This window comes from Geodermatophilus amargosae, assembly GCF_041028265.1.
Taxonomy (GTDB): domain Bacteria; phylum Actinomycetota; class Actinomycetes; order Mycobacteriales; family Geodermatophilaceae; genus Geodermatophilus; species Geodermatophilus amargosae_A.
Map to the genome: position 1 here is coordinate 255,942 of NZ_JABGCW010000002.1, position 14,033 is coordinate 269,974.

At 76.7% G+C, this 14,033-nt stretch carries 15 protein-coding genes and 1 tRNA gene; 11 read left to right on the plus strand and 5 right to left on the minus strand.

Going from position 1 to position 14,033, the window contains the following annotated elements; genetic code table 11:
* Positions 1–10: 10 nt before the first annotated feature.
* Both HLV61_RS02190 and selD read right to left on the minus strand, forming a co-directional pair.
* Positions 11–976, minus strand: coding sequence for a zinc-binding dehydrogenase (locus HLV61_RS02190; RefSeq protein WP_369252512.1), 966 nt, complete (start codon positions 974–976; stop codon positions 11–13).
* Positions 977–1,126: 150 nt separating this feature from the next.
* Positions 1,127–2,134, minus strand: coding sequence for a selenide, water dikinase SelD (gene selD, locus HLV61_RS02195; RefSeq protein WP_369252514.1), 1,008 nt, complete (start codon positions 2,132–2,134; stop codon positions 1,127–1,129).
* Between the two features lie 88 nt (positions 2,135–2,222).
* On the opposite strand from selD, the gene HLV61_RS02200 reads away from it, so the two are divergent.
* The 5 genes from HLV61_RS02200 (at position 2,223) to HLV61_RS02220 (ending at position 6,482) form a co-directional block, all read left to right on the plus strand.
* Entirely contained in the window at positions 2,223–2,837 is a 615-nt protein-coding gene (locus HLV61_RS02200) for a DUF6624 domain-containing protein (RefSeq protein ID WP_369252516.1), read from the plus strand.
* 21 nt (positions 2,838–2,858) lie between these two features.
* Positions 2,859–2,954, plus strand: a tRNA-OTHER gene (locus HLV61_RS02205).
* A gap of 40 nt (positions 2,955–2,994) precedes the next feature.
* Entirely contained in the window at positions 2,995–4,305 is a 1,311-nt protein-coding gene (gene selA, locus HLV61_RS02210; protein WP_369252518.1) for an L-seryl-tRNA(Sec) selenium transferase, read from the plus strand.
* The gene (selB, locus tag HLV61_RS02215; RefSeq protein ID WP_369252520.1) at positions 4,296–6,056 is read left to right on the plus strand and encodes a selenocysteine-specific translation elongation factor; all 1,761 of its coding nucleotides are present in this window, start codon (positions 4,296–4,298) and stop codon (positions 6,054–6,056) included. The genes selA and selB overlap by 10 nt, the downstream gene beginning before the upstream one ends.
* A gap of 51 nt (positions 6,057–6,107) precedes the next feature.
* Entirely contained in the window at positions 6,108–6,482 is a 375-nt protein-coding gene (locus tag HLV61_RS02220; RefSeq protein ID WP_369252522.1) for a PH domain-containing protein, read from the plus strand.
* 135 nt (positions 6,483–6,617) lie between these two features.
* Here the strand turns inward: HLV61_RS02220 and HLV61_RS02225 are convergent, their stop codons facing one another.
* Together HLV61_RS02225 and HLV61_RS02230 are read right to left on the minus strand one after the other, a co-directional pair.
* On the minus strand, positions 6,618–6,773 hold the full coding sequence (locus HLV61_RS02225; RefSeq protein ID WP_369252524.1) for a hypothetical protein: 156 nt from the start codon (positions 6,771–6,773) through the stop codon (positions 6,618–6,620).
* 32 nt (positions 6,774–6,805) lie between these two features.
* Positions 6,806–7,573, minus strand: coding sequence for an enoyl-CoA hydratase-related protein (locus tag HLV61_RS02230; protein ID WP_369252526.1), 768 nt, complete (start codon positions 7,571–7,573; stop codon positions 6,806–6,808).
* A gap of 47 nt (positions 7,574–7,620) precedes the next feature.
* On the opposite strand from HLV61_RS02230, the gene hemW reads away from it, so the two are divergent.
* From hemW to HLV61_RS02255, 5 genes are all read left to right on the plus strand, one after another.
* Positions 7,621–8,844 carry a radical SAM family heme chaperone HemW gene (hemW, locus tag HLV61_RS02235; RefSeq protein ID WP_369252528.1) on the plus strand — a complete coding sequence of 408 codons (1,224 nt, stop codon included), beginning with the start codon at positions 7,621–7,623 and terminating at the stop codon, positions 8,842–8,844.
* 134 nt (positions 8,845–8,978) lie between these two features.
* A complete protein-coding gene (locus tag HLV61_RS02240; protein ID WP_369252530.1) occupies positions 8,979–9,866 on the plus strand; it encodes an ABC transporter ATP-binding protein in 888 nt (295 codons plus the stop codon).
* Positions 9,863–10,603 carry an ABC transporter permease gene (locus tag HLV61_RS02245; RefSeq protein WP_369252532.1) on the plus strand — a complete coding sequence of 247 codons (741 nt, stop codon included), beginning with the start codon at positions 9,863–9,865 and terminating at the stop codon, positions 10,601–10,603. Before HLV61_RS02240 ends, HLV61_RS02245 begins: the two co-directional genes overlap by 4 nt.
* Before the next feature lie 20 nt (positions 10,604–10,623).
* The gene (locus HLV61_RS02250; protein ID WP_369252534.1) at positions 10,624–11,757 is read left to right on the plus strand and encodes a sensor histidine kinase; all 1,134 of its coding nucleotides are present in this window, start codon (positions 10,624–10,626) and stop codon (positions 11,755–11,757) included.
* Positions 11,754–12,371: a response regulator transcription factor gene (locus tag HLV61_RS02255; RefSeq protein WP_440284462.1), complete on the plus strand. Its 618-nt coding sequence runs from the start codon at positions 11,754–11,756 to the stop codon at positions 12,369–12,371. Before HLV61_RS02250 ends, HLV61_RS02255 begins: the two co-directional genes overlap by 4 nt.
* Before the next feature lie 70 nt (positions 12,372–12,441).
* On the opposite strand, the gene HLV61_RS02260 is transcribed toward HLV61_RS02255, so the two are convergent.
* Positions 12,442–12,759, minus strand: coding sequence for a type II toxin-antitoxin system VapB family antitoxin (locus HLV61_RS02260; protein ID WP_163478066.1), 318 nt, complete (start codon positions 12,757–12,759; stop codon positions 12,442–12,444).
* Between the two features lie 254 nt (positions 12,760–13,013).
* Here HLV61_RS02260 and hrcA point away from each other — a divergent pair, with 254 nt between their 5' ends.
* Positions 13,014–14,033: a heat-inducible transcriptional repressor HrcA gene (hrcA, locus tag HLV61_RS02265; RefSeq protein ID WP_369252536.1), complete on the plus strand. Its 1,020-nt coding sequence runs from the start codon at positions 13,014–13,016 to the stop codon at positions 14,031–14,033.

Consider the following 14,033-nt stretch of genomic DNA (forward strand, 5'->3'; position numbering starts at 1 on the left):
CCTCCCCGGGTCAGACGGTGAAGACGATCTTGCCTGCGGTGCGGCCCTCGAGCATGCGGGCGAACCCCTCGCGGGCCTGGTCCAGCGGCAGCTCGACGTCGATGACCGGGCGGACGCCGGTGGCCGCGCACATGCGCATGAGCGCCTCGAGTTCGTCACGGGTGCCCATCGTGGAGCCGATCACCGACAGCTGGGTGAAGAACACCCGGTTGAGCTCGGCGCTCGGGTCGAAGCCCGTGGTGGCGCCGGAGGTGACGATGACGCCGCCGGGCTTGAGCGACTTGACGCTGTGGCTCCAGGTCGCCTTGCCGACGGTCTCCATGACGCCGTCGACCCGCTCGGGCAGCCGGGCGCCGGTCTCGAACGCCTGCTCGGCGCCCAGCTCGAGCGCGGCCTGCCGCTTCTCCTCGCTGCGGCCGGTCACCCAGACCCGGAAGCCGGCGGCCCGCCCCAGCACCACCAGTGCGGTGGCCACGCCGCCGCTGGCGCCCTGCACGAGCACCGTGTGCCCGGGCCGCAGCCCCGACTTCACGAACAGCATCCGGTAGGCGGTGAGCCAGGCGGTGGGCAGGCACGCGGCCTCGGCGAAGGACAGCTCGGCCGGCTTGGGCAGCACGTTGCGCCGGGGGACGGCGACCCGCTCGGCCATCGTGCCCTGGTACAGCTCGGAGAACAGCGTGCGCTTCGGGTCGAGCGTCTCGTCGCCGGTCCAGCCCGGGGTCGCGACGACGCCGTGCACGACGACCTCGTTGCCGTCCTCGTCCAACCCGGCCGCGTCGGTGCCCAGGATCATCGGCATCCGTTCCTGCGGCAGGCCCACACCGCGCAGGCTGAACAGGTCGTGGTGGTTGAGCGAGACCGCCTTCACCTGCACCGTCGTCCAGCCGTCGGGCGCCTCCGGCTCGGGACGGTCGCCGACCTCCAGGACGGAGAGCGGGTCGTCGGGCGAGGGCGTGGAGACGAAGACGGCGCGCATGGCCGGACTATGGCACTGCGACCCTCCGGGCCGCACCGCGGCCCACGGCCGTCCCCACCCCGTGCGGAGCCGCTCCCCGGATCTCCGGCGGGAGCCTCCGGCCCCGCGCCGGACCTCCGGAGCCGACTGCGTCGGCCACGACCGGCCAGGTCACCGGACGACGAGCACGTGCTCCCCGCGCGGGACGAACTCCCCGATGACCGGGGCACCGGGCACCTCGCCGGCCAGCAGCAGCCCGCCGGAGGTCTGCGCGTCGGCCAGCAGCAGCGCCTCGTCCCCGTCCACGGCGGACAGGTCGGCGTGCGGGCGCACCCAGTCGAGGTTGCGCCGGGTGCCGCCGGAGACGTACCCGGCGGCCAGCGCCTCGCGCGCGCCGGTCAGGTACGGGACGGCGGCGGCGTCGACCACGGCGGTCACCCCGCTGGCGCGGGCCATCTTGTACAGGTGCCCGAGCAGGCCGAAGCCGGTGACGTCGGTGCCGGCGCGGACGCCGGCGGCCAGCGCGGCCAGCGCGGCGTCGCGGTTGAGCGCGGTCATCGACGCCACCGCCTCCGCGCTCACCTCGCCGGTGGCCTTCATCCGGTTGTTGAGCACCCCGACGCCCAGCGGCTTGGTCAGCGACAGCGGCGTCCCGGCGACGGCGGCGTCGTTGCGGATGACCCGGTCGAGGTCGAGGACGCCGGTGACCGCCATGCCGTACTTGGGCTCGGGGTCGTCGATCGAGTGCCCGCCGCCGACGTGGCAGCCGGCCTCCTGCGCCGTCTCCAGCCCGCCGCGCAGCACCTCCGCGGCCAGCTCGGCCGGCAGCACGTCGCGCGGCCAGCCCAGCAGGTTGACCGCGACGACGGGGGTGCCGCCCATCGCGTAGACGTCGGAGAGCGCGTTGGCCGCCGCGATCCGGCCGAAGGTGTGGGCGTCGTCGACGACCGGGGTGAAGAAGTCGGTGGTGAGCACCAGCCCCTGCCCCCCGGCGATCCGCACCACGGCCGCGTCGTCGCCGTCGTCGAGCCCGACGACCAGCTCGGCGGCCGGGGAGACCGGGCCGGTGTGGGTGAGCCCCGCGACGACGGCCTCGAGCTCGCCGGGCGGGATCTTGCAGGCGCAGCCGCCGCCGTGCGCGTACTGGGTGAGCCGGATGGTGGCCGGAGCGGTCGTCACCCGGCCGACGCTAGTCCCGGGCCGGACGGCACCGCTGGACCGCGGCAGCCGGCCGCGGGACCATCGCCGCCACCCGAGGAGGCGCCCCGTGTCCCGTCTGCTGCTCGCCGTCCTGCTGCTGGTGCTGGCGGGGTGTGCGTCGGGGGAGCCGACGGGTGGCGCGGCGTCGACGGCGCCCGCGCCGTCGGAGCCGTCGTCGTCCACCGCGGCGCCGCCCGGCTTCGACCGGGAGCTGCACGACGAGCTGCTCGCCATGCTCGATCGGGACCAGAGCGGGCGCACCGGCGGCGCGGACCCGGAGGGCGACGCCGCGCGCACGGCACGGCTGGCCGAGATCCTCGACGCGCACGGCTGGCCGACCTGGGAGCTGGTCGGCGAGGACGGCTCCGAGGCGGCATGGGCGATCGCCCAGCACGCCGACCTCGACCCGGTCTTCCAGCAGCGGGCACTCGAGCTGCTGCGGCAGGCGGTGGCGGCCGGCCAGGCGTCGGCGGGCGACCTCGCCTACCTGACCGACCGGGTGGCCGCGAACACCGGCCGGCCGCAGACGTACGGCACGCAGGTCGCGTGCACGGCCGACGGACCGCAGCCGGCGCTGCCGCTGGCCGACCCGGCCGCCGTCGAGCAGTTGCGCGCCGACGCCGGACTGCCGCCCTACGCCGACTACCTCGACGAGATGGCGGCGATCTGCGCCGGGGAGTGACCGGGCCGTAGGCTCCCCCGCGGAGGCGTCAGGGTGTCTGGTGGCCCCCGCGGCCTCTAAAGCCGACGTGGCCGAGCAGCTCGGTCAGGCGGGTTCGATTCCCGTCCGCCTCCGCCAGCCGACGACCGCGGGTCGGCGCGCATACGCTGCGACAGCGATGAGCGCCGACCCGCGGCGGGCAGTGCCCCGCACCGACACGCTGCTGGCCGACCCGGCGCTGGCCGGCGCGGCCGCACGCCTGGGCCGCGACCTGGTCAAGGACGCCGTCCGCGCCGTCCAGTCGCGCGTCCGCGCGGGGGAGGTGACCCCGGAGGACGCCGTCGCCACGGTCCTGGCCGCCCTGCCGGCGACGGCGGGCAGCCTGCGGCCGGTGCTCAACGCCACCGGCGTGCTCGTGCACACCAACCTCGGGCGGGCGCCGCTGTCCCCGGCCGCCGTCGAGGCCGTGGTCGCCGCGAGCGGGACCACCGACGTCGAGCTGGACCTGCGCACCGGCCGCCGCGGCCCGCGGGGCGAGGCGGCGCTGTCGGCCCTGCTGGCGGCGGTGCCGGCGGCCGAGGCCGCGATCGTGGTCAACAACTGCGCCGCCGCCCTCGCCCTGGTGGCGACGGCGCTGGCCGGTGAGCTGGTCATCGCCCGCGGCGAGCTGGTCGAGATCGGCGACGGCTTCCGCATCCCCGAGCTGCTGGAGTCCACCGGCGCGCGGCTGCGGGAGGTCGGCACCACCAACCGGGTCGCGCTGGAGGACTACACGCGCGCGCTCGGCGCGGGCACCGGAGCGGTGCTCAAGGTGCACCCGTCGAACTTCGTCGTCCGCGGGTTCACCCGGGCGGTGCCGGTGGCGTCGCTGGCGGGCGCGCTCGCCGGGACCGGGGTGCCGCTGGTGGCCGACGTCGGCTCCGGCCTGCTGCGCCCGCACCCCGCGCTGCCCGACGAGCCGGACCTGCAGACCACCCTGGCCGACGGCGCCGACCTGGTGCTCGCCAGCGGCGACAAGCTGCTCGGCGGCCCGCAGGCCGGGCTGGTGCTCGGCCGCGCCGAGCTGGTGCAGCGGCTGCGCCGGCACCCGCTCTACCGGGCGCTGCGGGTGGACAAGACCACGCTGGCCGCGCTCGAGGCGACGCTGCGCGGCCCGCTCCCGCCGGTGCAGGAGATGCTCGCGGCCGGCGTCGCGGACCTGCGCGCGCGGGCCGCGGCGCTCGCCGACCGGCTGGCGGCCGCCGGTCTCGACGCCCGGGCCGTGGACTCGGCCGCCCGCGTGGGCGGCGGCGGGGCGCCCGAGCACCGGCTCCCCAGCGCCGCGGTCTCGCTGCCCGCCGCGCTCGCCGAGCCGCTGCGCCGGGGCGCGCGGCCGGTGGTCGGGTACCTCGCCGACGACCGCACGCTGCTGGACCTGCGCAGCGTGCCGCCCTCGGCCGACGACGACCTCGCGGCCGCGGTGCTGGAGGTGGCCGGCCGGTGGCGCTGAACGGCATGGACGTGATCGCCACGGCGGGGCACGTGGACCACGGCAAGTCGACGCTGGTCCGCGCGCTCACCGGCATGGAGCCCGACCGGTGGGAGGAGGAGCGCCGCCGCGGCCTGACCATCGACCTCGGGTTCGCCTGGACGACGCTGCCCACCGGGCGGGTGGTCGCCGTCGTCGACGTGCCCGGTCACGAGCGGTTCGTCGGCAACATGCTCGCCGGCGTCGGGTCGGTGCCGGCCGCGCTGGTGGTGGTCGCCGCCGACGACGGCTGGTCGGCGCAGACCGCCGAGCACGTCGCCGTCCTCGACGCGCTCGGCGTGCGGCACGCGCTGCTCGCCGTCACCAAGGCCGACCTCGCCGACCCCGCGCCGGTGCTGGCCGACGCGAGCGAGCGGCTGGCCGCCACGTCGATGGGCGTCGTGCCGGCTGTTGCGGTGAGCGCCCCGGCCGGCCGGGGCGTCCCCGACCTCGCGGCCGCGCTGGAGACGATGCTGGCCGGGCTGCCCGCGCCGGGCGCCGACGCCCCGGTGCGGCTGTGGATCGACCGCGCGTTCCCCATCCGCGGCGCCGGGACCGTGGTCACCGGCACGCTGGCGGCCGGGTCGGTGGCGCCGGGGGACCGGCTGCGGCTGGGCGGCCGGGAGGTGACCGTGCGCGGCGTGCAGTCGCTGGGCCGTCCGGTGCAGCGGGCGGCGGCGACCGCGCGGGTGGCGCTGAACCTGCGCGGGGTCGCCGTCGAGGACCTCGCCCGCGGCGACGCGCTCCTGACGCCCGGCGCCTTCCGCGAGACCGCCGAGGTCGACGTCGTCCTCGCGCGGGAGCCGGAGGACCGGCTGCCGGCCGAGGCGGTGCTGCACGTCGGGTCGGCGGCGGTGCCCGTGCGGCTGCGCCCCCTGGACGGCGCGGCGGTGCGGCTGCGGCTGGCCTCGGCGCTGCCGCTGCGGGTGGGCGACCGGGTGCTGCTGCGCGACCCCGGCGCCCGGCGGGTGCTGGGCGCCGACGTCCGCGACGTCGCCCCGCCGGAGCTGCGCCGCCGCGGCGCCGCCCGGCAGCGGGCCGCCGACCTCGACGCCCAGGAGGCAGGCCCCGCGGGTGCGGCGGCCGACCTCGGCCGGCGCCGGGTGGTGCGCGCCGACGACTTCACCGCGATGGGCTGGCCGGTGCCCGACGACGCCGTCCGCGCCGGCCCGTGGCTGCTCGCACCGGGGCTGGTGGGGGACCTCGCCCGCCGGGTGCCCGGGCTGGTGGCCGCGCACCGGCAGGCGCACCCGCTGGAGCCGGGACCACCGGTCGCCGTGGTGCGCCGCGAGCTGGACCTGCCCGCCGACGACCTCGTCGCGCTCGTCGTCCGCCCGCCGCTGGCGCTGCGCGAGGGCCGGGTGGTGGTGGCCGCCGCGGGCCTGCCGCCGGCCGTGCAGCGCGCCGTCGACGCCATCCGGGCCCGGCTGGCCGCGGACCCGTTCGCCGCGCCGGACGCCGAGGAGCTGCGCGCCGCCCGGCTGGGCCCGCGCGAGCTGGCGGCGGCGGTGCGCGACGGGCAGCTCGTCCGCATCGCCGACGGCGTCTACCTGGCGCCGGGGGTGGAGGAGGTCGCGCGCGAGCGGCTGGCCGGGGTGCCGCAGCCGTTCACCCTCAGCCAGGCGCGGTCGGCGTGGGGGACGAGCCGCCGGGTGGCGGTGCCGCTGATGGAGTGGCTCGACGCCCGCGGGGTCACCCTGCGGCTGCCCGACGCGAGCCGCCGCCTGCGCTGACCCCCGGCGCGGGAGACACTGCGTCACGCGGATGTCACCTCACGTGTCCGGGTGATCGACTTCTCCAGTGGCTCGGTGTTCAAGCTGAGCCAGTGCAACCCCCAGGACGTCGCCGGCGACGTCGCCCCGCTGCTCATCCCCGGTGAGCAGCTCCACTTCGCCTTCAGGACGGTGCAGGACTTCGTCGTCTTCACCGACAAGCGGCCGATCGCGGTGAACGTCCAGGGCATGACCGGCCGCAAGAAGGACTTCACCTCGCTGCCCTACGGCAAGATCCAGGCCTTCTCGGTGGAGACCGCCGGCACCTTCGACCTCGACGCCGAGCTCGACCTCTGGTTCAGCGGGCTGGGCAAGGTGCGGCTGGAGTTCAAGGGCAACTCCGACATCCGCCAGCTCGGCCAGTTGATCGCCACGTACGTCCTCTGAGCCGCAGTCGTGCTCTGCCCACCGGTGTGTGCAGAGCACGACTGCGCGCGGAACGGGTCCTGGTCGGCCCCTTTCGTGCTCTGCCCACGTGTGTAGGCAGAGCACGACCGTCGGCGGGAGGGGTGGCGGGGAGCGTCAGCCGCCGGCCTCGCGGAGGAGGCGGTCGCGCTCGTCGCCCTCCGTGTCCACCGGCCGCGCGGCCTCCGCGTCCACGGTCTCCACGGCGTCCTCGGGGCGGACCGGCTCGGGCAGGGTGCGGAAGCGCTCGCGCGGGTCCTCGGGTGCCGTCACCACCGCAGGGTCCCGCGGCCCGCGAGCCGGCGCTAGAGCGTGGGCACCCAGCGGGCCGGGCGCTTCTCGCGGAAGGCCGCGATGCCCTCCTGGCCGTCCTCGCCGGCGAAGGCCCGCGCGGAGAGCTCGAGCAGGTCGTCGAACGAGCCGCGCAACCCGCCGGCGCGCAGCAGCCGCTTGGTCTCGGCCAGCGCCCACGGCGACCCGGCGGCCAGCGCCATGACCTGCCCGTCGACGGCGGCGTCCACCTCGTCGTCGGGCGCCACCAGGTCCACCAGCCCGCCGGCCGCGGCGGTGGCGGCGTCGAACACCTCACCGGTCAGCATCAGCCGGTGCGCCACGGGCGGCTGCATGCGCGGCAGCACGACGGCGGAGATCACCGCGGGCACCAGCCCGAGGCGCACCTCCGACATCCCGAACGTCGCCGAGGAGGCCGCCACCACGACGTCGCAGGCGGCCGCCAGCCCCACGCCACCGGCCCGCGCCGGTCCGCGGACCACGGCGACCACCGGCTTGGGCGCCGTCCAGAGGGTCTCCAGCAGGTCGGGCAGCCCGCGCACGCCCTGGTCCCCGGCGCCGGCACCGGCGGCCTCGGACAGGTCCATGCCCGAGCAGAACACCCGGCCGGTGTGGTCGAGCACGACCACGCGGACGGCGTCGTCGGCGAGCGCGGCGTCCAGCGCCTCGCGCAGCTGACCCCGCAGCGCGCGGGACAGCGCGTTGCGGTTGGCGGGGGAGTCCAGGACCAGGCGGGCCACGCCCCCCGCGACGGTCACCTGCAGCAGCCGGTCCTCGCTCACCGGGGCATCGTGCCCGGGGGAGCCGGGACGCGGCACACTGGGAGCAGATGACCACGACCCTGCCGCTGCTGCCGGGAAGCCCGCCGGCGGACGACGACCTGCCGGCCGGCGCCCGCGAGCACCTGACGACGACGCCGTTCGGCCTGTACGTGCACGTGCCCTTCTGCGCCACGCGCTGCGGCTACTGCGACTTCAACACCTACACCTCCGACGAGCTCGGACCCGGCGCCAACCGGGCCGAGTACGCCGGCACCGCGATCGCCGAGCTGTCCCGCGCCGCGCGGGTCCTCGGCCCCGATCTGCCGACGGTCTCCACGGTGTTCGTCGGCGGCGGCACCCCGACGCTCCTGCCCGCCGAGGACCTCGCCGCCGTGCTGGCCGCCGTCCGCGAGCTGTTCCCCGTCGCCTCCGACGTCGAGGTGACCACCGAGGCCAACCCCGAGTCGGTCACCCCGGCGTCGCTGGCGACCCTGCGCGCGGCCGGCTTCACCCGGCTGAGCCTGGGCATGCAGTCCGCGGCCGAGCACGTCCTCGCCGTCCTCGACCGCCGGCACACCCCGGGACGGGCGGCGCAGGCCGCGCGCGAGGCGGCCGCGGCCGGCTTCGAGCACGTCAACCTCGACCTCATCTACGGCACGCCGGGCGAGACCGACGCCGACTGGGCCGCCTCGCTCGACGCCGTCCTCGCCGCGCCGGTCGACCACGTCAGCGCCTACGCGCTGATCGTGGAGGACGGCACCCGGCTGGCCCGCCGCATCTCCCGCGGCGAGCTGCCCATGCCCGACGACGACGTCCTCGCCGACCGCTACGTGCAGGCCGACACCACGCTGCGCGGCGCCGGGTTCGACTGGTACGAGGTCAGCAACTGGTCGCGCGGGGACGCCGCCCGCTGCCGGCACAACGAGCTGTACTGGGCCAACGCCAACTGGTGGGGGATCGGCCCGGGCGGGCACAGCCACGTCGGCGGGGTGCGCTGGTGGAACGTCAAGCACCCGGCGGCCCACGCCGGCCGGCTGGCCGCGGGGGAGAGCCCGGTGGCCGACCGCGAGGTCCTCGACGAGGCCGACCGCACGCTGGAGACCGTGATGCTCGGGCTGCGGCTGCGCGACGGGCTGCCGCTGACGGCGCTGTCCGACGCCGGCCGGCTGCGCGCCGCGGACGCCGTCGCCCGCGGGCTGCTCGACCCCGCCGCGCACGACGCGGGCCGCGCGGTGCTCACCGACCGCGGCCGGCTGCTCGCCGACGCCGTCGTCCGCGACCTCACCGACTGAGGGCCTTCGTAGCGCTCTTGGCTCCGGGGGAGCCAAGAGCGCTACGAAGGCCCCCCCGGGTCTGACGGATGTCAGGTGCGACCGGCGACGTCCTGCACTACTGCGCGCACCCGGGCCGGCGGCAGGCTCGTGCCGTGCCCGCCAACGCGCTCGACATCAGCGGCCTCACCGTCCGCCACGGCGACGTGCTCGCCGTCGACGACCTCGACCTGCACGTCGGGCGGGGCGAGACCATCGCACTGCTCGGCCCCAACGGCGCCGGGAAGTCCTCCACCGTCTCCGCCGTCCTCGGCCTGGTGCACCCCGCGACCGGCACCGTCCGCGTGCTGGACCGCGCGCCGGCCGACGCCGTCCGCGCCGGCTGCGTGGGCGCGATGCTCCAGCACGGCGGCCTGCCGAGCGAGGCCCGCGTCGGCGAGGTCCTGCACCTCGTGCGGCACAGCTACCCCGATCCCTGGCCGCTGGAGGACCTGGTGGCCACCACCGGCATCGACGGGCTGCTCGCTCGGCCGGTCGAGGCGCTCTCGGGCGGCCAGCGGCAGCGGGTGATGCTGGCGCTGGCGCTGGCCGGTCAGCCGCCGCTGCTGCTGCTCGACGAGCCCACCTCGGCCATGGACGTCGAGGGCCGCCGGGCCTTCTGGACGACGATGCGCGAGCTCGCCGCCCGCGGTACGACGGTCGTCTTCGCCACCCACCACCTCGAGGAGGCCGACGCCGTCGCCGACCGGGTGGTGGTCCTCGCGGGCGGGCGGGTGGTCGCCGACGGGTCCTCCGCCGAGGTCCGCTCCGCCGTCTCGGGGCGGACCGTGCGCCTGTCGGTGACCGACGGCGCCGACCTCGCGGCGCTGCCCGGCGTCCTCACCGCCGCACGCCAGGGCGGCTCCGCCGTCCTCACCACCACCGACCCCGAGGCCACCCTGCGCGTCCTGCTCGACCGCGGGATCCCGCTGACCGACCTCGAGGTCCGCGGCGCCAGCCTCGAGGACGCCGTCCTCACCCTCACCACGGGAGCTCTGCGATGAGTCCGCTGTTCGCCTTCCAGCTGCGCCGGGTCGGCCGCAACAAGCAGTACCTGCTCTTCACCGTCGCCCTGCCGGCGGCGTTCACCGTCTTCTTCACGCAGGTCCTCGCCGGCGCGCCCGGCGGGATCAGCCAGGAGGCGGCCGCGGCCACGATGGTCGCGATGATGGCCTACGGCGCCATCGGCGCGGCGCTGGGCGCCACCATCCGGCTGTCGTTCGACCGGGCCTCCGGGTGGCTGCGGCAGCTGCGGGTGACGCCGGTGCCGCAGACCTCGGTGGTCGCCGTCGACGTCGCCGTCGGGATGCTCCTCGCGCTGCCGCCGCTGGTCGTCGTCGCGCTGGTGGGGCGGTTCGTCAACGGCGTGCGGCTGGACCCCGGAACGTGGGTGGGCCTGGTCGGCGTGCTGTGGCTCGGGTCGGCGGTGTTCGTGGCGCTGGGCCTGCTGCTGGGCTGGGCGCTGGAGGAGAAGGCGGCCGGCGGCGCCATGGGCCTGGTCGCCACCGTGCTGGCCGCGCTCGGCGGGCTGTGGGTGCCGGTGGAGATCTTCCCGTCGGGCCTGCGCGCGGTGGCGCACGCGCTGCCGTCGTACTGGTACGCGCAGACCGGCCGCGACGTCGCGGCGGGCGAGCTCCCGGGCCTGACGGCCCTGGTGGCGCTGGCGGCGTTCGGAGCGGCCTTCGCCGTCCTCGCCGTCGCCGCGGCGCGGCGGCGTCCGCTGGCCGCCGTCGCGGGCTGAGCGGGCTACGGTCGGTCGCCGTGGAACCCCGCACCCGGTGGCAGCGCATCGGCTGGGCGCTGCCCTGGCTGCTGTTCCAGTTCTTCCCGGTCGTCGACCTGCTCACCACCGACCGGCCGCTCGCCGTCCGGGTGGTGGCCGGGGCCGGCCTGCTGGCCTTCACCGTCGTCTACCTCGACGTCTTCCGCCGGGCGTTCGGCGGCGGCTGCTGGGGCCCGCCGGCGATGTCCCGGCTGGCGTTCGTCGCGGTCCTCGCCGTCGCGCTCGCCGTCTGGCTGGGGCCGTCGTGGGCCGGGCTGATGATCTACGTGTCGGCGGCCTCGGCGGCGGCGCTGCCGCAGCGCTGGGTGTGGCCGGCGGTGGTCGCGGCCGCCGCGGTGTGCGCCGCCGTGGTCGCCGCCGACGACATGCTCGGCGACCTGTTCGTCCTCCCGGTGATGTGCCTGCTCACCGCGTTCGGGCTGCGCGGCACCCGCCACCTGGTCGAGGTCAACAACGAGCTCGCCGAGGCCCGGGAAGAGCTGGCGCGCAACGCCGTGGCCGAGGAGCGGCTGCGCTTCGCCCGCGACCTGCACGACCTGCTCGGCCACAGCCTGTCGCTCATCGCGCTCAAGAGCGAGCTCGCCGGGCGGCTGGCCGAGGCCGACCCCGCCCGGGCGCGCACCGAGATGGCCGACGTCGAGGCCGCCGCCCGACGCGCGCTGGCCGAGGTCCGCGACGCCGTGAGCGGCTACCGGCAGGTCAGCTGCGCGCAGGCGCTCGCCGAGGCCCGCTCGGCGCTGTCGGGGGCGGGGATCACCGTCCGGGTGCCCACGCGCGTGCCCACCCTGCCCGGCCCGGTGGACGCAGCACTGGGCTGGGTGGTGCGCGAGGCGACGACGAACGTGCTGCGGCACAGCGGCGCGCGGACGGTGACGGTGTCCCTCACCGACGACGGCGCCGAGGCGGTGCTCACCGTGGCCGACGACGGCCGCGGGCCCACCGAGGACAGCGAGCCGGGCTCGGGCCTGGCCGGCCTGTCCGAGCGGGTGGGCGCGCTCGGCGGGCGGCTCACCGGCGGGAGCGGCCGCGACGGCGGCTACGAGCTGCGCGCCGTGCTCCCGCTGGTGCCGGCCCCGGTGCGGGAGACGGCGCCGCAGACGGTGGCCCGGTGAGCGACCGGGTGATCCGGGTCCTGGTCGCCGAGGACCAGTCGATGGTCCGCGGCGCGCTGCGGGCACTGCTGGAGCTCGAGCCCGACATCACGGTGGTCGCCGAGGTGGGCCGCGGCGACGAGGTGCTCCGCGCCGCCCGCGAGCACGGCCCCGACGTCGCGCTCCTGGACATCGAGATGCCCGGGCGCGACGGCATCGAGGCCGCGCGCGAGCTGGCCGCGGAGCTGCCCGCGGTGCGCGCCGTCGTCCTGACCACGTTCGGCCGGCCGGGCTTCCTGCGGCGCGCCATGGAGGTCGGTGCGGCCGGGTTCCTGGTCAAGGACGCGCCGGTGGCAGAGCTCGCGACGGCGATCCGGGCCGTCGTCGCGGGGGAGCGGGTGATCGACCGGGACCTGGCCGCCGCGGCGCTGGCGATGGGCGCCACGCCGCTGTCGGCACGCGAGGCCGACGTGCTGCGCGAGGCCGCCGACGGCGCCACCGTCGCCGACATCGCCCGGCGGCTGTTCCTGTCCGAGGGGACGGTGCGCAACTACCTGTCCTCGGCGATCGGCAAGACCGGCGCCCGCACCCGCGTGGAGGCCGCCCGCGTCGCCGCGGACAAGGGCTGGCTGTAGCCGGCTCAGAGGTCGGGCCCCATGCCGTCGGGGACGTCGTCCGCGGTCGCCTCGCGGAGGACGGCCCCGTTCACGCCAGGTTGGCGGGCATCAGCGCGTCGAGGTCGAGGACCCGGACGTGGATCACCGAGCGCTGCTGCAGGGCCGCCCGCAGCGCGCGGTGCAGGCCGTCCTCCAGGTAGAGGTCGCCGTGCCACTGGACGGCGTGCGGGAAGAGGTCGCCGTAGAAGGTCGAGTCGTCGGCGAGCAGGGTGTCCAACGCCAGCTCGCGCTTGGTGGTGACCAGCGTGTCGAGCCGGATCTGCCGGGGCGGGATCATCGCCCAGTCCTTGGTGGACAGGCCGTGCTCGGGATAGGGGCGCCCGTTCCGCACCGCTTTGAAGATCAGGGACCCGACCTCCGTCCGACCTGCCCCGCACCCGTTCCGACCCCGGCGACCCTATCGGCCGTCCTCCTGCGGCACCGCGCCCCCTCCGGGGGGTCGACCCCGTCACGTCCGCGACGGAACGGCTCCCTAGACGTATGCTGGATTGGCACTCGGTCCGTGCGAGTGCCAGGCCGCCCGGGCTCCCGGAGCGCGCAGGCCGGAGCCCCCGGGGGCTCCCCGCACGGCGACGTCGACCGGTTCGGGGAGGTGTCACCGTGGCGCACGACGAACGGCGCCTGCAGGTCCTGCGGGCCATCGTCCAGGACTTCGTCTCCACCAACGACCCCGTGGGCAGCAAGGCCCTGGCCGAACGGCACGACCTCGGCGTCTCGCCGGCCACCATCCGCAACGACATGGCCGTGCTGGAGGAGCAGGGGTACATCACCCAGCCGCACACCAGCGCCGGCCGGGTGCCCACCGACAAGGGCTACCGGCTGTTCGTCGACCGGCTGTCGGCGGTCAAGCCGCTGTCGGCCGCCGAGCGCAAGGCGATCGAGCGGTTCCTCGACGGCGCCGTCGACCTGCACGACGTGCTCGGCCGCACCGTGCGGCTGCTGGCCCAGCTGACCTCCCAGGTCGCCGTCGTCCAGTACCCGACCCTGTCCCGCAGCGCCGTGCGCCACCTCGAGGTCGTGCAGCTCTCCGGCTCGCGGCTGCTGCTGGTCCTCATCACCGACACCGGCCGCGTCGAGCAGCGGATCGTCGACTGCCCGGTCGACGTCGGCCGCGACGAGGTGGCCGACCTGCGCGCCACGCTCAACGCGGCGTTCACCGGCGCCCGGCTCGCCGACGCCGGCAGCAAGGTGGCCGACCTGGTCGACACGGCGCCGTCGCACCTGCGGGCGCTGGTGGCCGCGGTCAGCGCCGCGCTGGTGGAGACGCTGGTCGAGCCGGGGGAGGACCGTCTCCTCGTGGGCGGCACGGCGAACCTGGCCCGCGTGGCCGTCGACCCGGGCCACCTGCGGCCGCTGCTGGAGGCGCTGGAGGAGCAGGTCGTCGTCCTCCGGCTGATCAGCGAGGTCGACAGCGGCGGTGCCGTGCTCGTGCGCATCGGCGAGGAGAACGCCCACGAGGCGCTGGCGGGTGCGTCGGTCGTGTCCGTGGGGTACGGCTCGGGCGACCGGGCGCTGGGCGGGCTGGGCATCGTCGGCCCGACCCGCATGGACTACCCGGGCAACATGGCCGCGGTGCGAGCCGTGGCCCGCTACGTCGGCCAGTTGCTGGCCGGGAGCTGA

Coding starts and splice junctions, on each gene's coding strand:
- hemW (WP_369252528.1), top strand. CDS start 7,621: ATGACCACGACCCTGCCGCTGCTGCCGGGAAGCCCGCCGGCGGACGAC.
- HLV61_RS02190 (WP_369252512.1), bottom strand. CDS start 976: ATGCGCGCCGTCTTCGTCTCCACGCCCTCGCCCGACGACCCGCTCTCC.
- HLV61_RS02245 (WP_369252532.1), top strand. CDS start 9,863: ATGAGTCCGCTGTTCGCCTTCCAGCTGCGCCGGGTCGGCCGCAACAAG.
- selA (WP_369252518.1), top strand. CDS start 2,995: ATGAGCGCCGACCCGCGGCGGGCAGTGCCCCGCACCGACACGCTGCTG.